General features: G+C 71.7%; 18 protein-coding genes. 4 read left to right on the top strand and 14 right to left on the bottom strand.

The window, feature by feature from the left end; translation table 11 throughout:
• Positions 1–7 precede the first annotated feature (7 nt).
• The 7 genes from LWJ43_RS22715 to LWJ43_RS22685 form a co-directional block, all read right to left on the bottom strand.
• Positions 8–1036, bottom strand: a complete 1029-nt coding sequence (locus LWJ43_RS22715; protein WP_277334057.1) for a GTPase Era — start codon at positions 1034–1036, stop codon at positions 8–10.
• A 51-nt stretch (positions 1037–1087) separates the two neighbouring features.
• Complete coding sequence (locus tag LWJ43_RS22710) at positions 1088–1441, bottom strand: cytidine deaminase (RefSeq protein WP_277334056.1); 354 nt, start codon at positions 1439–1441, stop codon at positions 1088–1090.
• A gap of 213 nt (positions 1442–1654) precedes the next feature.
• Entirely contained in the window at positions 1655–2008 is a 354-nt protein-coding gene (locus tag LWJ43_RS22705; RefSeq protein ID WP_277334055.1) for an MmcQ/YjbR family DNA-binding protein, read from the bottom strand.
• Positions 2005–3288 carry a hemolysin family protein gene (locus LWJ43_RS22700; RefSeq protein ID WP_277334054.1) on the bottom strand — a complete coding sequence of 428 codons (1284 nt, stop codon included), beginning with the start codon at positions 3286–3288 and terminating at the stop codon, positions 2005–2007. Before LWJ43_RS22700 ends, LWJ43_RS22705 begins: the two co-directional genes overlap by 4 nt.
• Entirely contained in the window at positions 3285–3782 is a 498-nt protein-coding gene (gene ybeY, locus LWJ43_RS22695; protein ID WP_277334053.1) for an rRNA maturation RNase YbeY, read from the bottom strand. The genes LWJ43_RS22700 and ybeY overlap by 4 nt, the downstream gene beginning before the upstream one ends.
• 12 nt (positions 3783–3794) lie before the next feature.
• Entirely contained in the window at positions 3795–4817 is a 1023-nt protein-coding gene (locus LWJ43_RS22690; protein WP_277334052.1) for a PhoH family protein, read from the bottom strand.
• A 127-nt stretch (positions 4818–4944) separates the two neighbouring features.
• Positions 4945–6048 (bottom strand): carbohydrate kinase family protein, encoded by a 1104-nt coding sequence (locus LWJ43_RS22685; RefSeq protein WP_277334051.1) that lies wholly within the window; start codon positions 6046–6048, stop codon positions 4945–4947.
• Between the two features lie 379 nt (positions 6049–6427).
• Between LWJ43_RS22685 and LWJ43_RS22680 the strand changes: the two genes are divergently transcribed.
• The gene (locus LWJ43_RS22680; RefSeq protein ID WP_277334050.1) at positions 6428–7786 is read left to right on the top strand and encodes an MFS transporter; all 1359 of its coding nucleotides are present in this window, start codon (positions 6428–6430) and stop codon (positions 7784–7786) included.
• Here the strand turns inward: LWJ43_RS22680 and LWJ43_RS22675 are convergent.
• The 7 genes from LWJ43_RS22675 to hrcA all read right to left on the bottom strand — a co-directional run bounded on the left by LWJ43_RS22675 (position 7750) and on the right by hrcA (position 14196).
• Entirely contained in the window at positions 7750–8742 is a 993-nt protein-coding gene (locus LWJ43_RS22675; RefSeq protein WP_277334049.1) for an adenosine deaminase, read from the bottom strand. The genes LWJ43_RS22680 and LWJ43_RS22675 overlap by 37 nt on opposite strands.
• 10 nt (positions 8743–8752) lie before the next feature.
• Positions 8753–9661, bottom strand: a complete 909-nt coding sequence (locus LWJ43_RS22670; RefSeq protein WP_277334048.1) for a ribonuclease Z — start codon at positions 9659–9661, stop codon at positions 8753–8755.
• Between the two features lie 3 nt (positions 9662–9664).
• Positions 9665–10024: a histidine triad nucleotide-binding protein gene (locus LWJ43_RS22665; RefSeq protein ID WP_277334047.1), complete on the bottom strand. Its 360-nt coding sequence runs from the start codon at positions 10022–10024 to the stop codon at positions 9665–9667.
• 76 nt (positions 10025–10100) lie between these two features.
• The gene (locus LWJ43_RS22660; protein ID WP_277334046.1) at positions 10101–10847 is read right to left on the bottom strand and encodes a 16S rRNA (uracil(1498)-N(3))-methyltransferase; all 747 of its coding nucleotides are present in this window, start codon (positions 10845–10847) and stop codon (positions 10101–10103) included.
• Complete coding sequence (locus LWJ43_RS22655) at positions 10844–11917, bottom strand: nitronate monooxygenase (RefSeq protein ID WP_277334045.1); 1074 nt, start codon at positions 11915–11917, stop codon at positions 10844–10846. Before LWJ43_RS22655 ends, LWJ43_RS22660 begins: the two co-directional genes overlap by 4 nt.
• 122 nt (positions 11918–12039) lie before the next feature.
• Complete coding sequence (dnaJ, locus tag LWJ43_RS22650; protein ID WP_069172742.1) at positions 12040–13179, bottom strand: molecular chaperone DnaJ; 1140 nt, start codon at positions 13177–13179, stop codon at positions 12040–12042.
• Positions 13180–14196: a heat-inducible transcriptional repressor HrcA gene (gene hrcA, locus LWJ43_RS22645; RefSeq protein ID WP_277334044.1), complete on the bottom strand. Its 1017-nt coding sequence runs from the start codon at positions 14194–14196 to the stop codon at positions 13180–13182.
• Between the two features lie 167 nt (positions 14197–14363).
• Here hrcA and LWJ43_RS22640 point away from each other — a divergent pair, with 167 nt between their 5' ends.
• From LWJ43_RS22640 to LWJ43_RS22630, 3 genes are all read left to right on the top strand, one after another.
• On the top strand, positions 14364–15086 hold the full coding sequence (locus tag LWJ43_RS22640; RefSeq protein WP_277334043.1) for an MBL fold metallo-hydrolase: 723 nt from the start codon (positions 14364–14366) through the stop codon (positions 15084–15086).
• 25 nt (positions 15087–15111) lie between these two features.
• On the top strand, positions 15112–15930 hold the full coding sequence (locus LWJ43_RS22635) for a DUF3097 domain-containing protein (protein WP_277334042.1): 819 nt from the start codon (positions 15112–15114) through the stop codon (positions 15928–15930).
• A 121-nt stretch (positions 15931–16051) separates the two neighbouring features.
• A complete protein-coding gene (locus LWJ43_RS22630) occupies positions 16052–18937 on the top strand; it encodes an ABC transporter substrate-binding protein (RefSeq protein ID WP_277334041.1) in 2886 nt (961 codons plus the stop codon).
• The last annotated feature ends 39 nt before the right edge of the window (positions 18938–18976 follow it).

Below are 18976 nucleotides of genomic sequence, written 5' to 3'. Positions count from 1 at the left end.
GTTCGCCTCAGAATCCGAGCTTGCGCAGCTGCTTGGGGTCGCGCTGCCAGTCCTTGGCGACCTTCACGTGCAGGTCGAGGAAGACCGGGGTGCCGAGCAGTGCCTCGATGTGCTTGCGCGACTTCGTGCCGACGTCCTTGAGCCGCTTCCCCTTCGGGCCGATGATGATGCCCTTCTGGCTGGGCCGTTCGATGTAGACGTTCGCGTGGATGTCCAGCAGCGGCTTGTCCGCCGGACGGTCCTCGCGGGGCAGCATCTCCTCGACGACGACCGCGATGGAGTGGGGCAGTTCGTCCCGTACCCCTTCGAGCGCGGCCTCGCGGATGAGCTCCGCGACCATGACCATCTCGGGCTCGTCGGTGAGGTCTCCCTCCGGGTACAGCGGCGGACTCTCGGGCAGCAGGGGGGCGATCAGGTCGGCGAGGAGGTCGACCTGGCCTGCCCCTCGCCCGCCACCACTCCTGTCCGAGGGACCGCGTCCCGCCTCCTGCTCCGCCTTGACCGCGGAGACCGGGATGATCTCGGCCCACTCGAATCCGAGCTCGTCGGCCAGCGCGGAGACGGCGAGCAGTTGCTCGGCGAGCGCCTTGGACTCGACCAGGTCGGTCTTGGTGATGATCGCGATCTTCGGGGTCTTCTTGATCCCGGCGAGTTCCTTGACGATGAACTTGTCGCCGGGGCCGAGCTTCTGGTCGGCGGGCAGGCAGAAACCGATGACGTCGACCTCGGCCCAGGTGGTCCGGACGACGTCGTTCAGCCGCTCCCCGAGCAGGGTGCGCGGCTTGTGGAGGCCGGGCGTGTCCACCAGGATCAGCTGGGCGTCGTCGCGGTGCACGATGCCCCGCACCGTGTGCCGGGTGGTCTGGGGGCGGTTGGAGGTGATCGCCACCTTCTGACCGACCAGAGCGTTCGTGAGGGTGGACTTGCCCGCGTTGGGGCGGCCCACGAAGCAGGCGAAGCCGGCCCTGTGGGGGGCGGTGTTCTCAGCCTGCTGCGCAGCAGCTTCTGTGTTCGGTCGAGCGCTCATGGCGCCCATTCTCCCCGATCCGCGCGGCGGCGGTGCACAGCAGGGCGTCACCGCCCCGGATCAGCCCGCGGCCACCGTGGAGCGGAGCGTCCCGTCGGGCCCCGCGAGCAGCACGGGAGTGTCCGGACCGCCCAGGTCACGGACGGCGGCACGGTCGGCGTCGGAGGCGGCCGCGGCCTCGGAGACGACGGCCGCCGCCTCCAGGGACGTGGCGCCGCCCGCCACCGCCATAGCGACGGCGGTCTGCAGTGCGCTGAGCTTCAGCGACTCCAGGGCCACGGTGCCGGCGGCGTACGTGCGTCCGGTCTCGTCCCGTACCGCCGCGCCCTCCGGCACGGCGTTGCGGGCGCGGACGCTGCGGGCCAGCGTGACGATCTTGCGGTCCTCGGGGCCGAGGTCGGTGCTGTCTGTCATGGGCTGAGCATACGAAGTGGGAGGGCACCCGCCTCGCGACGGGGTCCGTTCACCCCGGCGCCGGGTACTCGAGCCGCGTCGGCCTTCCGGAGGGGCCGGCCACCGGAGTCCGGGAGCCGTGTGTGCGGCGCGATCACCAGGTCGGGGCGGGCGGGCACGCGCAGCGGGGTGCCCGCCCGCCTGCGCCGCGCCGCCTGACCGCCCGGCCCTGGCCTACGACCGGTCCAGGCGCAGACGTTCCGCCTTGGGGAGCCCGGCCACCACCAGGTCGTAGCTGTCCTCCACGAGCTCCCGGACCATCCGGTCCGGGAGCTCGGAGACCGTCACGGTGTTCCAGTGCCTCTTGTTGAGGTGCCAGCCGGGGACGATCGCGGGGTGCTCCTTGCGGAGCCGCAGCGCCTCGTCCGGATCGCACTTGAGGCTGACCGTCAGGGGCCGCCCGTCGAGCGCGCTGAGGGCGAACATCTTTCCCACGACCTTGAAGACGGAGGCCTCGGGTCCGAAGGGGAACTCCTCGGCGCTCGCGTTGAACTCCAGGCAGAACGAGCGCAGCTCCTGGGGCGTCATACCGATTCCGTCCCCTCCGGTTCCACCAGCACCGTGACGATCTTGTTCCTGCGGCCCGCGGGGGATTCCGCGGTGAGGCGGAGCTTGCGCCCGTCGGGGAGGTCGACGATCGAGGAGGCTCCGGAGATCGGGACCCGCCCGAGCGCCTTCGCCAGCAGGCCGCCGACCGTCTCCACGTCCTCGTCGTCGTACGCGTCGAGGCCGAAGAGCTCTCCGAGGTCGCCGATGTCGAGCCGGGCGGTCACCCGGAAGCAGCCGTTCTCCAGCTCCTGGACCGGCGGGAGTTCGCGGTCGTACTCGTCGGTGATCTCGCCGACGATCTCCTCGAGGATGTCCTCGATGGTGACGATGCCGGCCGTGCCGCCGTACTCGTCGATGACGACGGCGACGTGGCTGCGCTCCTGCTGCATCTCGCGCAGCAGGTCGCCGGCGTTCTTCGTGTCGGGGACGAACGCGGCGGGGCGCATCGCCGTGGAGACCAGGTCCGCCTCGGCCTCCCTGTTGATGTGCGTCTTGCGGACCAGGTCCTTGAGGTAGACGATCCCGACGATGTCGTCCTCGTTCTCCCCTGTGACCGGGATCCGGGAGAAGCCGGAGCGGAGGGCGAGGGTCAGCGCCTGACGGACCGTCTTGTACCGCTCGATGCAGACCAGGTCGGTGCGGGGCACCATGACCTCGCGCACGAGGGTGTCGCCGAGCTCGAAGACGGAGTGCACCATGCGGCGTTCGTCGTCCTCGATGAGCGACTCCTGCTCTGCGAGGTCGACCATCGCGCGCAGTTCCGCCTCACTGGCGAAGGGCCCCTTGCGGAAGCCCTTGCCGGGGGTCAGCGCGTTGCCCAGGAGGATCAGCAGCTGCGGGATCGGTCCCATGATCCTGGCCACCGGCAACAGGACGTACGCCGCGGCCGTGGCGGTGTTCAGCGGGTGCTGGCGGCCGATGGTGCGGGGCGAGACCCCGATGGCGACGTAGCTGACGAGGACCATGACGCCCATGGCGAGGGCCAGCGCCTGCCAGGTCTCGGTGAACTCCTGGAGGCAGGCGTAGGTCACCAGCACACCGGCCGACATCTCGCAGGCGACCCGCACGAGGAGCGCGACGTTGAGATAGCGGGTGGGGTCGGCGGCGACCTGCTCCAGCTTGGCGCTGCCCCGGCGTCCCGCCCGCACGGCCTCGGCCGCGCGGAAGCTGGACGTACGCGCGATGCCCGCCTCGGCACAGGCCGCGAGCCAGCCGACGACGATCAGCAGGACCGCGCCGGAGATGAGGGGAACGCTCACGAGACGGTGGGGGCGGGGGACGGACCGGTCAGCCCGCGCTCGCCGCGCCAGCCGTCGACGATCGCCGCCTGGAGACCGAACATCTCGGCCTTCTCGTCCGGCTCCTCGTGGTCGTACCCGAGGAGGTGCAGCACCCCGTGGACGGTGAGGAGCTGGAGCTCCTCGTCCATCGAGTGCTGCGTCTCGGCGTCCTCGCCCTGCTTCTTGGCGACCTCCGGGCAGAGCACGATGTCACCGAGGAGCCCCTGCGGGGGCTCCTCGTCGTCCTTGGCCGGGGGACGGAGCTCGTCCATCGGGAAGGACATGACATCCGTCGGGCCCGGGAGGTCCATCCACTGGATGTGGAGCTGCTCCATGGCGGCGGTGTCCACCACGATCACCGAGAGTTCGGACAGCGGGTGGATCCGCATCCGGGCGAGCGCGTAGCGGGCGATGTCGAGGATCGCCTGCTCGTCGACCTCGGTTCCGGACTCGTTGTTGACGTCGATCGACATGGTGCGCTGCGACTACTTCCCGTTGCGGCCGGTGCGGCCCTCTGCGTTGTCGTACTTCTCGTACGCGTCGACGATACGGCCGACGAGCTTGTGCCGGACGACATCCTGGGAGGTGAGCCGGGAGAAGTGCACGTCCTCGACGCCGTCCAGGATCTCCTGGACCTGCCGCAGACCGCTCTTGGTGCCGGTCGGCAGGTCGACCTGGGTGACGTCACCGGTGATGACGATCTTCGAGTCGAAGCCGAGACGGGTGAGGAACATCTTCATCTGCTCGGCGCTGGTGTTCTGCGCCTCGTCCAGGATGATGAAGGCGTCATTCAGGGTGCGGCCACGCATGTATGCCAGCGGCGCGACCTCGATCGTGCCCGCGGCCATGAGCCGGGGGATGGAGTCGGGGTCGAGCATGTCGTGCAGGGCGTCGTAGAGCGGGCGCAGATACGGGTCGATCTTGTCGAAGAGCGTGCCGGGCAGGAAGCCGAGCCGCTCCCCCGCCTCGACGGCGGGCCTGGTCAGGATGATCCGGCTGACCTGCTTGGACTGCAGGGCCTGGACCGCCTTGGCCATGGCGAGGTAGGTCTTTCCGGTGCCGGCGGGGCCGATGCCGAAGACGATGGTGTGCTTGTCGATCGCGTCGACGTACCGCTTCTGGTTGAGCGTCTTGGGGCGGATCGTGCGGCCACGGCTGGAGAGGATGTTCTGGGTGAGCACCTCGGCGGGGGTCTCCGCGCCCTCCCCGTTGCCGTTCCCGCTCGCCCTGAGCATGGCGATCGAGCGTTCCACAGCGTCCTCCGTCATCGGCAGCCCGGTGCGCAGCACCAGCACCATCTCGTCGAACAGGCGCTGGATCAGCGCGACGTCCGTCGCACTTCCAGTCGCGCTGATCTCGTTGCCCCGGACATGGATGTCGACGGCCGGGAACGCCGTTTCGATCACGCGCAGCAGCGAATCGCCCGACCCCAGGAGCATCACCATGGGGTGCGCGGCCGGAATGCTGATCCGGGCCGTCGCCTGCGGCTGTGTGGGTGACTGAGTCATGGGCCGGCCCTCGGGCCTGCGCATACCTCCCGTTGCAGGGCTGTCGCGGCTCGACCGCCTCTGGAGTACCAGCGTACGACTCCCCGCCGACATCGCCGAGAGGTTTTACCCGGTGATCATCAGCCCTTCACTGACGGAAGCCGATGGTCGGGACGGCGCGGCGCAGGGGCCAGGCCCTGCTGCCGGCGGGCAGCAGCTCCTCCAGGAAGGCGTAGCGCTCCAGTGCCGCGGGATCCTGGTCCGCGCAGGTGCGCACCTGCTGCCACCACGCGGCCACCTCCGCCCATCCGGGGGCGGACAGGGATCCGCCGAACTCCTGCACCGACAGGGCCGCGGTGAGGCCGGCGAAGGCGAGGCGGTCGGCGAGCGTCCAGCCGGCCAGCGTTCCGGTCACGAACCCGGCGACGAAGACGTCGCCCGCCCCGGTGGGGTCCAGCGCCGCGACCTCGATGGCGGGCACCTCGGCCGCCGTCCCGGTCCGCCCGTCCACGGCGTAGGCGCCCTCCGCCCCGAGGGTGACCACGGCGAGGGGAACCCGCTCGGCCAGGGCGTGGGCGGCGGCGCGCGGGCAGTCGGTGCGGGTGTAGCGCATGGCCTCCTCGGCGTTGGGCAGGAAGGCCAGGCAGTGTCCGAGGTCGGGCAGGGCGTCCAGGTCCCAGCGGCCGGTCTCGTCCCAGCCGACGTCGGCGAAGACCAGTGCGCCGTTCCGGGCGGCCGCGGCGACCCAGGGCTCGCTCCGGCCGGGGGTCAGCGAGGCGATCGCGGCCCGGGCCCGGGGCGGGCAGTGCGGAAACGTGCCGCCGGGCACCTCGGAGGCGGCCGGGGCGGGCGCCTCGTGCCCGTGCGAGACCATCGTGCGCTCGCCCTCGTACGCCATCGACACGGTGACGGGTGAGTGCCAGCCGGGCACCGTGCGCGACATGGACAGGTCGATGCCCTCCCCCTGTTCGAGGGCGTCCCAGCAGTACTCGCCGTAGTGGTCGTCACCGAACGCGGCGGCCAGCGAGGTGCGCAGGCCGAGCCGGGCGAGTGCGGTGGCCATGTTGGCGACGCCTCCGGGGCTGGATCCCATCCCCCGGGCCCAGGACTCCGTCCCGCGCACCGGCGCGCTGTCCAGGCCGGTGAAGATGATGTCCAGGAAGACCGTGCCGGTCAGATAGACGTCGCAGGCCGGGTCCTGCGGGGCGCGCAGCCCGAGCAGCGGGTCGATGCCTGGATTCGTTGTGCTCACCGTGCGCTCCCCGGCCGTGGCAGATCTGAACAGTGCTGTTCCGGCCAGTCTGCCGGATGCGCCTCCGCATCCGGAGGGCCCGCGCCGGGCCGCGCACACTCACTCCCACCTGCATAAACATGCGCGGATACCCGGCTTGATGCTGCATAAACATGTATGTGACCCAGATCACATCGAGCCGACTTTCCGTCGCCAGGGCGTGCTTGATACAAATTGCCCCGCGAGCACCGTTCGGGACGGTCTACGACGAGTGCCGCTTCTCCCGCTTTTCCCGCTCCGCCCTCCCCTGCCACACCCCTGCCTTGCCCTCCCCCGCCCCACCCCGCCTCACCCTCCCCTGCCTTCTTCCGCCTCCCCAGGCATGTCTTCAGGAACGCCCATGTCCTCGCGCCCTCGCGCCGCGTGGCCCCTGGTCGCCGTGTTCACCGCCGGTTACCTCGCCGCCTATCTGCTCCCCACCATCGTCGGCCGCCTCAGCACCTATCTGGGGCTGAGCTCCGCCCAGGCCGGTCTGGTCGGCAGCGCCCTCCTGCTCAGCTCGGCCTCGGCCGGCTTCGCGCTGGCGGGGCGCGTCGACAGATTCGGCTCGCGGAGGCCGGCGCGCGCGGGGCTGCTGCTGGCCGCGCTCGGGTACGGCTGCGCGGCACTGACGACCTCGATGCCGCTGGTGATCGTGGGCGTCGTCGTCGGCGGCTTCGGCTCGGGTACGGCGACCGCCGTCGCCGCGTCCGGCATCGCCGCGCAGAGCGATCCGCACCGGACCTCGTCACTCGGGCTGCTCAGCGTCTCGGCGACGGCGGGAGCCCTCTACCTGACGATCCCCCACCTGGGCGGCGGCCATCGGCTGCCGTTCGCGTCCATCGCGCTGGTGGCCCTGCTCGTCTGGCCCGCCACCTCCAGGCTGGGCGGCTCCGCCCCGGTCGGCGGGACGTCCCCGGTACAGGGGCGGCTGCCGCACCGGCGGTCCGGGCTGGTGCTGGCGGGCGGGATGCTCGTCTGGTCCATGGCGCAGAACGCCCTGTGGGGCGTGAGCAGCCGCATCGGTGCCGTCCAGGTCGGACTCTCCGAGGTGACCATCGGCGCCGTGTTCGCCGCCGCGCTGGGCGCGGGGCTGCTCGGTGTGATGGGTGCGGGCGTGCTGGGAGCCCGGCTCGGGCGGGCCGTTCCGATCGGCCTCGGGACGATGATCATCGCCGGGAGCATCGTGCTGAGCTCGTCGGCCGAGGACCTGAGGTCGTTCGCCACCGGTGAGATCGCGTGGAACACCTTCTACCCGGTGGTCCTGTCGTACCTGATCGGACTGGCGGCCTCGCTGGACGTGCGCGGCCGCTGGGCCGTCCTCGCGGGCTCGGCCGCCTCCGTCGGCACGGCGTGCGGCCCCCTGCTCGGCAGCGTGCTCTCCGAACAGGCGGGCTATGCGGTGATGGGGCTGATCCTGGGGGCCGCCACGCTCCTGGTCGCGGCCCCCGTCACCGCGGTGGCCCTGCACACCGGTGGCCGGCCGCTGGTGCCCGGTTCCGTCCGGCGCAGGGGCGGTGCCCCCGCGGCGCTGCTCGCCGCCACGACCAACAGCCTGTCCGGCGCGGTGCCCAAGCTGGGCGCGCCGGAACAGGCGGTCACGGAGATCAGCGTGCCGGCGCTGCGGCGCAGGCGGCTGGTGCGGAGCGCGTTCCGCACGGCCGGACCGGCCGGCGGTGCCGGTCAGTCGAACGCGTACGCCTCGACCTCGGAGAGGTAGCGCGCCCTGCGCTCCTCGTCGTGGTCGAGGAAGGCCGCCTCGAAGGAGTTGCGGGCGAGGGTGCGCAGCTGCTCGCGGTCCAGGCCGAGTGCCTCGTGCACGGCGTGGAAGGTGTCTCCGACGTATCCGCCGAAGTAGGCGGGGTCGTCCGAGTTCACCGTGCAGAGGAGTCCCGCGTCCATCATCGACCGCAGCGGGTGCTGCTCCAGGACGTCGACGGCGCGCAGCCGTACGTTGGACAGCGGGCAGAGCGTCAGCGGGATCCGTTCGGAGACCAGCCGGTCCACCAGGTCCGGGTCCTCCATGCAGCGCAGACCGTGGTCGATCCGCTCGACGCCGAGGACGTCGAGGGCCTCCCGGATGTACTCCGGCGGGCCCTCCTCGCCCGCGTGGGCGACCTTGCGCAGACCGAGGGCCGTGGCCGCGGCGTACACCTCGCGGAACTTCGCGGGCGGGTGGCCGACCTCCGCCGAGTCGAGGCCGACGGCGCTGATGCGGTGGAGGTACGGCTTCGCGGCCTCGAGGGTCTCCAGCGCCGACTCCGCGGACTTGTCGCGCAGGAAGCACATGATCAGCTGGGTGGAGATGCCGTGCGTCTCCTCGCTGCGGTCCAGCGCCCTGCCGAGCCCCTCGATGACGGTGCCGATCGGGACGCCCCGGTCGGTGTGGGCCTGCGGGTCGAAGAAGATCTCCGCGTGCCGGACGCCCTGGGCGGCGGCGCGGGCGAGGTAGGCGTCCGCCAGCTCGGCGAAGTCCTCCTCGGTGCGCAGCACAGCCATCAGCGCGTAGTACAGGTCGAGGAAGGTCTGCAGGTCCTCGAAGAGGTAGGCCTCGCGGAGCTCCTCGGTGTCCGCGTAGGGCAGGTCCACGCCGTTGCGCGCGGCGAGTGCGAAGGCCAGCTCGGGCTCGAGGGTTCCTTCGATGTGGAGGTGGAGTTCGGCTTTGGGGAGGTGCACGGGGTTCTCGTTACGTGTGGCGGGTGGGTACCGGGACCCTGATCAGGTCCTGGGCGATGGTCAGTTCGCCGTCGAAGCCGGCTGCCCTGGCCTGGCGCTCGAAGGCGTCGGGGTCGGAGTAGCGCTGGGAGAAGTGCGTCAGCACGAGGTGCCGTACACCGGACTCCTTCGCCACCCGGGCCGCCTGGCCGGCGGTGAGGTGACCGTGGTCGGCGGCGAGCCGGCCGTCCTCGTCGAGGAAGGTCGACTCGATGACCAGCATGTCGCATTTCTCCGCGAGTGCGAACGCGCCGTCGCAGAGCCGGGTGTCCATGACGAACGCGAAGCGCTGTCCGCGGCGCGTCTCGGACACCTCGTCCAGGGGGATGCCGCGCAGGACGCCGTCCCGCTGGATCCGTCCGACGTCGGGCCCCGCGATGCCGTGCTCGGCCAGTTTCGCCGGCAGCATGCGCAGCCGGTCCGGCTCGGTGAGGCGGTAGCCGTAGGACTCGACGGGGTGCGAGAGCCGGTGGCCGTCGAGGGTGTAGGCGTCGGTGGTGGCGAGGACGCCGTCGGCGGCGACGGGGGCCTCGGTCAGCTCGACCGACTCGCGGTAGGCGGTGGCGTACCGCAGCCGGTCGAAGAAGCGCTGCCCGCTCGCCGGGAAGTGGGCGGTGACGGGGTGCGGGACCTGATCGAGATTGATCCGCTGGATCACGCCCGCCAGGCCCAGCGCGTGGTCGCCGTGGAAGTGCGTGACGCAGATCCGGTTGATGTCGTGCGCGGCGACGCCCGCCCGCAGCATCTGTCGCTGGGTGCCCTCACCCGGGTCGAAGAGGATGCCCTCCCCGTCCCAGCGCAGCAGGTAGCCGTTGTGGTTGCGGTGGCGGGTCGGCACCTGGCTGGCGGTGCCGAGGACGACGAGCTCTCGTACGGACACGTTCTACCCGGGGGGCCACTGCATCCCGCGCCCGCCCAGGACGTGGGCGTGCGCGTGGAAGACGGTCTGCCCGGCGCCGGCTCCGGTGTTGAGCACGATGCGGTAGCCGGTCTCGGTGATCTTCTCGTCGGCGGCGACCAGACCCGCTTCACGCAGCACGTCGGCCGCGGCCTGCGGGTCGCCGGCGGCGAGTGCCGCGGCGTCCGGGTAGTGCGCCTTGGGGATGACCAGGACGTGGGTCGGGGCCTGGGGGTTTATGTCGCGGAAGGCGACCGTCGTCGCGCTCTCCCGGATGATGGTCGCCGGGATGTCCCCTGTGACGATCTTGCAGAACAGGCAGTCGGTCTGCGGCTCTCCCGCCATGGCCCGGCTCCTCGGTCGTGGGGTCCTCGTGATCAGTACACCGGCATGCTATCGGGCCGGGCGGGGCGGGCGGCTCTCAACTCCAGCGCCCGGTGCGTCCCATCAGCAGGGCCGCAGCCGCGGTCCCGGCCGTCGAGGTGCGCAGCACGCTGGGGCCGAGCCGGTACGCGGGCGCGCCCGCCTCGGCGAAGGCGGCCAGCTCCTGCGGCGACACCCCGCCCTCCGGGCCGACGACCAGCACGATCGTGCCCCCGGCGGGGAGTTCGGCGGTGGCGAGCGGTTCGCTGCCGCTGTCCCGGTCCTCGTGCAGGACGCCCGCGAAGTCCGCCCCGGCCAGCAGCGCCGCGACCTGCTTGGTCGTCATGGCGTCCGCCACCTCGGGGAAGCGCACCCGCCGGGACTGCTTCCCCGCCTCACGCGCGGTGCTGCGCCACTTGGCGAGGGACTTGAGACCGCGGTCGCCCTTCCACTGCGTGATGCAGCGCGCGGCCTGCCAGGGCACGATCACGTCGACGCCCGTCTCGGTCATGGTCTCCACGGCGAGCTCACCGCGGTCCCCCTTGGGCAGTGCCTGCACGACGGTGATGCGGGGTGCCGGTGCCGGCTCCTCGTGGACGGTCTCCAGACCGGTGACCAGCAGCCGGTCCTTGCCCTCGGCCGCCCGGACGACGCCTTCCGCCCAGCGGCCCCGGCCGTCGGTCAGGACGAGGTCCTCCCCCGGGTTCAGCCGTCTCACCGACACGGCGTGCCGCCCCTCAGGTCCGTCCAGGACGAACTCCGGCCCACCGGGGAGCTGTTCGACGACGAAGACAGGTGCCGTCACCGGGCACTCCTCACACTCACTGCCGCACGCGCGGCTTCCGTTTCCGCGACGAGCAGGTTCACGAGTTCCCCGGCGGGCAGCTCGCGTGCCAGCCGGTGTCCCTGGCCCGCCCAGAGGGCCATGCCCTGGGCGTCCCCGGCCTCCGCCGCCGCCCTGCGCAGTCCGCCGGTCAGCTGGTGCACCTGCGGGTAGGCGGCGGGTGCGTACGGGCCGTGCTCCCGCACGAACCGGTTGACCAGTCCGCGTGCGGGGCGGCCGGAGAACGCCCGGGTCAGGGTCGTCGTCACGAACAGCGGGTTGGTCAGGGCCTCTTTGTGCAGCGGGTGCGCCCCCGACTCCGGGCAGGGCAGGAACGCCGTGCCGAGCTGCGCGGCGTCGGCCCCGGCCGCCAGGACGGCGGTGATCTGGGAGCCGCGCATCAGCCCTCCGGCCGCGACGAGCGGCAGTTCGACGGACTCGCGGATCTCCGCGAGCAGGGCGAGCAGTCCGGTGCCGCTGAGGCCGCCCTGGGGGTCGTCACGGTGCGTGGACTGGTGGCCGCCGGCCTCGGTGCCCTGGACGCAGAGCGCGCCGGCACCCGACCATCGGGCGTTCCGCGCCTCCTGGGGCGAGGTGACCGTGACGACGGTGAGCGTGCCGGCGGCGGCGAACGCGTCGAGTACCTCGCGGGTGGGGCAGCCGAAGGTGAAGGAGACCACGGGCACGGGGTCGTGCAGCAGGATCGCGACCTTGGCGTCGTAGCCGTCGTCCCCGCCCGCGTCCGGGTCGCCGAGGGGGGTCTCGTACCAGGCCGCCTCGCCGGCGAGCTGGTGGCGGTAGACCTCGACGGCGCCGGGGTCGGCGACGAGGGGCTGCGGCATGAAGAGGTTGACGCCGAAGGGCCGGCCGGTCATCCTCCGGAGCTGTTTGATCTCGTTGTACATCCCGTCCGCCGTCTTGTAGCCGGCGGCGAGGAACCCCAGCCCTCCGGCCTCTGAGACCGCCGCGGCCAGCTCCGGCCGGGAGGCTCCCCCCGCCATCGGGGCCTGCACGATCGGGTACCGGCAGAGATCGGTGAGCGGCGAGGACATGACCGCATCGTGCCACGTCCGGCGGATCGTGCCGAATCAGCCCTTTCACTCGGACGGAAGCGCGGCCGCGGACACGGCGACGCCCGCCGGTACAGGACCGGCGGGCGTCGCGGTGAAGGGGTTCAGCGGCCGTTGAAGGCGTCCTTCAGGCGGGAGAACAGCCCCTGCTGTCCCGGCTGGAACTGGCCCGTGGGCCGCTCCTCGCCGCGCAGCTTGGCCAGCTCCCGCAGGAGGCGCTCCTGCTCGGGGTCCATCTTCGTCGGGGTCATGACCTCGACGTGCACGATCAGGTCGCCGCGTCCCCCACCGCGCAGGTGGGTGATGCCGCGCCCGTGCAGCGGGACCGACTGGCCGGACTGGGTGCCCGGCCGGATGTCGATCTCCTCCAGGCCGTCGAGCGTCTCCAGCGGCACCTGGGTGCCCAGCGCCGCGGCGGTCATCGGGATGGTGACCGTGCAGTGGAGGTCGTCGCCGCGGCGTTGGAACACGGCGTGCGAGACCTCGTGGATCTCGACGTACAGGTCGCCGGCGGGGCCGCCGCCGGGGCCGACCTCGCCCTCTCCCGCGAGCTGGATCCGGGTGCCGTTGTCGACACCTGCGGGGATCTTCACGGTGAGGGTGCGCCGCGAGCGGATGCGGCCGTCACCGGCGCACTCCGGGCACGGGGTCGGCACGACCGTGCCGAAGCCCTGGCACTGCGGGCAGGGGCGCGAGGTCATGACCTGGCCGAGGAAGGACCGGGTGACCTGGGAGACCTCACCGCGGCCGCGGCACATGTCACAGGTCTGCGCGGAGGTGCCGGGTGCGGCGCCCTCGCCACTGCAGGTGGTGCAGACGACGGCCGTGTCGACCTGGATGTCCTTGGTCGTGCCGAAGGCCGCCTCGTTGAGGTCGATCTCCAGCCTGATCATGGCGTCCTGGCCGCGCCGGGTCCGCGAACGGGGCCCGCGCTGGGTCGCGTTGCCGAAGAACGCGTCCATGATGTCGCTGAAGTTGCCGAAGCCGCCGGCGCCGAAGCCACCGGCCCCACCGCCGCCGCCCGACTGGGAGAGCGGGTCGCCGCCGAGGTCGTAGACCTGCTTCTTCTGCGGGTCCGACAACACCTCGTAGGCGGCGTTGATCTCCTTGAACCGCTCCTGGGTCTTCGGATCGGGGTTGACATCCGGGTGCAGCTCGCGCGCGAGCCTGCGGAATGCCTTCTTGATCTCGTCCTGGGAAGCGTCGCGGCGCACGCCGAGTACGGCGTAGTAGTCCGTGGCCACCTACGACTCCGCCAGGATCTGTCCGACGTAACGTGCCACTGCGCGTACCGCTCCCATCGTTCCGGGGTAGTCCATGCGGGTCGGTCCGACCACGCCGAGTTTGGCGACTGCCTCGTCGCCCGAACCGTAGCCGACCGCGACGACGGACGTGGCGTTGAGGCCCTCGTGGGCGTTCTCGTGCCCGATCCGTACGGTCATGCCCGAATCCGTAGCCTCACCCAGCAGCTTCAGCAGCACGACCTGCTCCTCCAGTGCCTCCAGCACCGGCCGGATCATCACAGGGAAGTCGTGCCCGAAGCGGGTGAGGTTGGAGGTGCCGCCGATGATCAGCCGCTCCTCCGTTTCCTCGACCAGAGTCTCCAGGAGAACGGAGAGCACCGTCGAAACGGTTCCCCGGTCCTCGGTCTCGAAGGACTCCGGCAGGTCCTGCACCAGCCGCGGGACGTCCGCGAAGCGTCGTCCGACGACCCGACTGTTGAGCCGGGCCCGCAGATCGGCCAGGGACGTGTCACCGAACGGTGCAGGGCAGTCGATCATACGCTGCTCGACCCTGCCCGTGTCCGTGATCAGGACGAGCATCAGCCGCGCGGGGGCCAGCGACAGCAGCTCCACGTGCCGGACCGTCGACCGGGTCAGCGAGGGGTACTGCACGACGGCGACCTGTCTGGTCAACTGCGCGAGCAGCCGGACCGTGCGGCCCACGACGTCGTCGAGGTCGACCGCGCCGTCGAGGAAATTCTGGATGGCCCGGCGCTCCGGCGACGACAGGGGCTTGACGCCCGCGAGCTTGTCGACGAAGAGACGGTAGCCCTTGTCCGTCGGAATACGCCCCGCACTCGTGTGCGGCTGGGCGATGAAGCCCTCGTCCTCCAGCACCGCCATGTCGTTGCGGACGGTCGCCGGGGAGACCCCGAGGCGGTGCCGCTCCGTGAGCGCCTTGGAGCCGACGGGCTCCTCGGTGCCGACATAGTCCTGGACGATGGCGCGCAGCACTTCGAGTCTGCGTTCGCTGAGCACCGCGCACACCTCCAGCTGTGGTTCTTCCTGGCGTCTGCCTGGCACTCTGTGCGTTCGAGTGCCAGCAATCCCCCCGGTCAGTGTACGGGGGCGGGGTGGGGCCGGGGCAAGGGCGACCGGTCACGCCGTCGTGGGACTGTGCAGGTCGTTGCCGATAGCGTCGCGGTATGGACGTCTCTTGGGAAGAGTTCGGCTGGGAGCGGTTGGGCGACGGCACGGGGCGACGGCGCCTGCCCGTCTGGGACGCGACCGCGGCACTGGTGGCCGGAGCGGACGGCGTGCTGCTCTACGACACGGGTTCGACACTCCGGGAAGGTGTGGAGCTGCGGACGCAGGCGGAGGCCCTGCTGGGCCGGAGAGTGACGCATATCGCACTGAGCCATCCGCACTTCGACCATGTGCTGGGCACCGCCGCCTTCTCCGGGGCGGAGGTCTACGGTGCGGTCGGGACGGCGGATCTCCTGGCGCGAGGGGCCGCGGAGCTGCGCGCGGACGCGCTGCGGCACGGGATGAGCGAGGCGGACGCCACGGCGGCCACGGACGCCCTGGTGGCCCCCCGTCATCAGGTGAGCGGCGAGTGGACGCTCGACCTCGGTGACGGGTTCCAGGTGCTGCTGGCCAATGTGGGCCCCGGGCACAGCGGTCACGACCTGGCGGTGCTGGTGCCGGGCTCCCCCGTCGTGGTGCTCTGCGGCGACCTGGTCGAGGAGTCGGGCGAACCTCAGGCGGGCCGGGACGCGGTCCCCACGCACTGGCCTGCCGCTCTGGACCGGCTGCTCGAGCTGGGCGGCGAGGACGCGCTGTACGTGCCGGGACACGGGGCGGTCGTGGACGCGGCGTTCGTACGGGCGCAGCGTGATCGACTGGCCGCGCGCTTCGGCGTGTCGTGAACGGGCGTCCGCTTATCGTCGTGCCATGCGCAGCTACCAGCCGGACCTGACTCCGCCGTGGAAGAAGTCCGCCCCCGCCCCCGAGGTGCCCGCCGAGCCCGACCTGGTCGTCGAGGAGGCCGTCAGCGGCTTCTGCGGCGCGGTGATCCGGTGCGAGAAGACGGCGCAGGGGCCGACGGTCACGCTGGAGGACCGCTTCGGCAAGCACCGGGCCTTCCCCATGGAGCCGCGCGGCTTCCTGCTGGAGGGGAAGGTGGTCACGCTCGTACGTCCGTCGGCCGGCGGCCCGGTCCGCCCGGCGCGGACCGCCTCCGGTTCGGTGGCGGTCCCCGGGGCGCGGGCACGGGTGGCGCGCGCGGGCCGGATCTACGTGGAGGGGCGGCACGACGCCGAGCTCGTGGAGCGGGTCTGGGGCGACGACCTGCGCATCGAGGGCGTGGTCGTGGAGTACCTGGAGGGCGTCGACGACCTCCCGGCGATCGTGCGGGAGTTCTCGCCCGGCCCGGACGCCCGGCTCGGCGTGCTGGTCGACCACCTGGTCCCCGGATCGAAGGAGTCCCGGATCGCCGCCCAGGTCACCGGCGCGGACGTGCTCGTGGTGGGGCATCCCTACATCGACGTGTGGGAGGCCGTGAAGCCGTCGTCCGTGGGCATCCCCGCGTGGCCCGTCGTACCGCGCGGCCAGGACTGGAAGACGGGCGTGTGCCGGGCCCTGGGCTGGCCGGAGAACACGGGGGCCGCGTGGCAGCACATCCTCTCCAGGGTCAGCTCCTACAAGGACCTGGAGCCTCAACTGCTCGGCCGCGTGGAGGAATTGATCGACTTCGTCACTCTTCCTGCCTGATGTCCCCGGGAGCATCGAGGAGGAATCGGTACCGATCCCCGTGAACACCTGCGCCACACATGGACCATCCGTTATTGAGTGATGACGGCAGGGCCGGGCTCAGGGGAAGGCACGGGGGCTGATGACGCGCGAAGTGTGGCGGGACAGTGCGGAGAACGAGGCGGCCTCCGCCGTCTTCCACCTCATGCAGCAGCTGATCGACCAGTACCGGGTCAACCGGCCGGTGATGCCGCTGGTCGTCGCACAGGCCGAGGACGCCTCCGCCGGCCCGGAGACCGACGCCAGGGTCGAGCAGATCGTCCGCCAGGTCCACCGGGCGAACCAGCTGCGCAGGGTCCCGGTGAAGCTCCTCGACGGCGGCGGCGACACCCCGTACGAGGCGGCGCTCGCCATGGTCCGCACCCTCACGGAGCGGCCCTGGGAGACCCGGGGCACCTCGCAGTACAAGCCGTTCGTCTTTCCCCGATCACGGCTGCTCGCCGCCATCGAGCAGGCCACCGCGGCGGTCGTCGCGGTGCCGGGCCGGGGCCACGCCCGTGAGCGTGACGAACGGATCCTGGAGCAGTTGGGCAGCCTGCGCTGGCGGCCGAGCAGGTCTGGGCGCAACACCTGGTGGGACTCGCTGCGCGCCTCGGTCCGTCCGGAGACCTTCCTGGGGGCCGTCTTCATCGCCGTGCTCAGCGTGCTGCTCGGCGAGATCGGCTGGGTGCTGACCGCCCTGGTCGCCGCCGCGGCCCTGGGCGGCCTGGCCGTCGTACGGCTGATGACGAGGGCGGCGCCGCCGCTGCTGTGGCTGCGCCGGGCCAGCAGGTGGCTCGCGACCACGTCGTCCCTCGCAGCCTCGAGCACCGCGTATCCGTCCGACGGCTGGTCGCGCTTCTCCCCCAGCGGATCGTGGCGGGTGATCCGGGCGCGGGCCGCCGCCGTCGCGGAGCGGGTGGCCGACGCGGGGGCGGGTGACGAACACGCGCGCCAGTTCCACCTGGAGCTGCGGGTCCAGGCGCTCCTGGAGGACCTGCTGGACAGCTACCGGGCACACGCCCCGGACTGGCGGCGTGGCAAGCGCACCGTCCCGCCGGTGGTCTTCCTGCCCACGGCCACCCAGGACAACGGCGGCGTCCTCCTGATCAACGCCATCAACAACGTGCGTTCACGGCGCAGCGAGGTGGACCCGCTGCTGCTCCTGGCCTCCCTGCCCGCCGACCGGATCATGCGGCACACCCCGCCGCTGCCGCCGGAGCCGCCCGCGAACGCCGGAGCCGGCACAGGGGCCCGCGCGCGGTACGAGACCTGGGTCGAGGACCTGAGCGTCGGCCAGGCACCGGCGGCGGCGGTGACGCCGGCTTGGGTGCTGCGGCTGCCCCTGCCCACCGAACAGCTGACCCATGAGCACGCCCACGTCCAGCTGGTCACCCACCGCGTCCGCCGGACCTGGGCGTGGTGGGTGATGTCGGGGAGGACCGTCACCCTCGTGCTGGTCTGCGCGCTGCTGGGGACCTTCCTGTGGAGCGCGCACTGGAAGGAGACGTACTGCTACGGCCCGCTCGTCGGCCGGAGCACGGACGCGGTCAGGCTGGCCGGCCCCGGGGGCGCCGAGGAGTGCGTCGGGGTGGCGACGGTCCCCGAGGTGCGCTTCGCCGAGGGCAACACGCTCCAGCTGAACGGGGTGGGCAGGGGCATCACCTTCGAGCGGATCGAGCAGGCGATACGCGACCAGAACGCCGGTATCCCGCCCGGCGCGCCGCACGTCACCGTCGTCTACGCGGGCCCGCTGACGGGGACCGACGCGAACAGGGAGGACACCCGCAAGGGCCTGGAGGAGCTGACCGGCGTCTATCTGCACCAGCGGTTCGTCAACGACACGGCGAATCGTTCCGTCAAGCTCCGGGTCCTGACGGCCAACGGCGGCCGGGACATGCTGCGGCAGACGACGGCGGTCCGGAAGATCATCGAGGTGGCCCGGCGGGACACCTCCGTCGTCGGCGTGGTGGGGCTCGGCCGCAACACCACGGAGAGCGCGGCGGTCACCGGGCTCCTCCAGCGCGCCGGGCTGCCCGTGGTGGACACCACGAACTCGGGCAGCGACCTGGCCCGTGAGTACCCGAACTACTTCGGTCTCGCCGCGACCGACGAGGAGCAGGCGGACGCCGTCGGGCTGATCGCCGGCCAGCTGGCGGACCGCCTCGACGACCCGCAGGCCGTCGTGCTGTCCAGGAAGGTGGGTAACGAGGACAAGGACCGGTACACGACCGAGCAGCGCCGGGTCGGTCTGGAGATGCTGGAGGAATCCGGCTTCGCCCTGGTCTCCGACACCCGGTACTCCCTGTCCGAGGACGGCGACTCCGCCAATCTCGACGCGCCCCTGCACGCGATCTGCGGTGCGGAACGCGTGCCCGACGCCCTGTACTTCGCCGGCCGGGTCGAGGACGTCAACACCCTGATGTCCGGTCTCGGACAGACGGCGGGCTGTTCGGACAAGGCCATCACGGTCTTCACGGGGGACGACCTGGCCAAGGCGCGCTTCGACGACGCGACGAAGCTCGCGGACAAGGTCACGCTCTACTACGGCGCCCTCGCGCCGACGAGCCAGGGCGGGGGCAGGGCGTTCTACGAGGACTCCCGCAAGACGCTGCAGGCGCTGCTCACCGAGGGGCGGCAACTGCCCGCCCTGCCGAAGGAGCGCCCGTACGAGGACCAGCTGTTCACCAGCGGGCAGACCGTCATCTCCTACCAGGCGACGGCGGCCCTGTACGCGGCGGCGACCCGCAGCGACAACCCGCAGAGCGCGGCGGAGACCTGGGCGACGCTGTACTCGGTGGCCCTGCACGACATGCCGACCGGGACGATCACCTTCCGGGGGACGATTCCCTACACCGACCAGAGGGTGCACGGCCTGAACGTCGTCGAGGTCACACGCCCCGGCCCGGACGCGCGGAGCCGCACCGTGTGCGGCCGGGCGGCGGGTGATCCGGCGCCACTCACCCGCGCGGACTGCCGGGTGCCGTAGAGGCCGCTCCAGGGGGCGGCAGCGCTGCTCCCGCGGAGG

The organism is Streptomyces sp. JH34 (genome assembly GCF_029428875.1).
In the GTDB taxonomy this organism is placed as follows: Bacteria; Actinomycetota; Actinomycetes; order Streptomycetales; family Streptomycetaceae; genus Streptomyces.
This window is presented reverse-complemented; position numbering and strand designations above follow the sequence as displayed.

Excerpts from the sequence above, each read along its gene's own strand:
- LWJ43_RS22715 (WP_277334057.1), bottom strand. The coding sequence starts at position 1,036 with ATGGGCGCCATGAGCGCTCGACCGAACACAGAAGCTGCTGCGCAGCAG.
- LWJ43_RS22710 (WP_277334056.1), bottom strand. The coding sequence starts at position 1,441 with ATGACAGACAGCACCGACCTCGGCCCCGAGGACCGCAAGATCGTCACG.
- LWJ43_RS22705 (WP_277334055.1), bottom strand. The coding sequence starts at position 2,008 with ATGACGCCCCAGGAGCTGCGCTCGTTCTGCCTGGAGTTCAACGCGAGC.
- ybeY (WP_277334053.1), bottom strand. The coding sequence starts at position 3,782 with ATGTCGATCGACGTCAACAACGAGTCCGGAACCGAGGTCGACGAGCAG.
- LWJ43_RS22690 (WP_277334052.1), bottom strand. The coding sequence starts at position 4,817 with ATGACTCAGTCACCCACACAGCCGCAGGCGACGGCCCGGATCAGCATT.
- LWJ43_RS22680 (WP_277334050.1), top strand. The coding sequence starts at position 6,428 with ATGTCCTCGCGCCCTCGCGCCGCGTGGCCCCTGGTCGCCGTGTTCACC.
- LWJ43_RS22665 (WP_277334047.1), bottom strand. The coding sequence starts at position 10,024 with ATGGCGGGAGAGCCGCAGACCGACTGCCTGTTCTGCAAGATCGTCACA.
- LWJ43_RS22655 (WP_277334045.1), bottom strand. The coding sequence starts at position 11,917 with ATGTCCTCGCCGCTCACCGATCTCTGCCGGTACCCGATCGTGCAGGCC.
- LWJ43_RS22640 (WP_277334043.1), top strand. The coding sequence starts at position 14,364 with ATGGACGTCTCTTGGGAAGAGTTCGGCTGGGAGCGGTTGGGCGACGGC.
- LWJ43_RS22635 (WP_277334042.1), top strand. The coding sequence starts at position 15,112 with ATGCGCAGCTACCAGCCGGACCTGACTCCGCCGTGGAAGAAGTCCGCC.
- LWJ43_RS22630 (WP_277334041.1), top strand. The coding sequence starts at position 16,052 with ATGACGCGCGAAGTGTGGCGGGACAGTGCGGAGAACGAGGCGGCCTCC.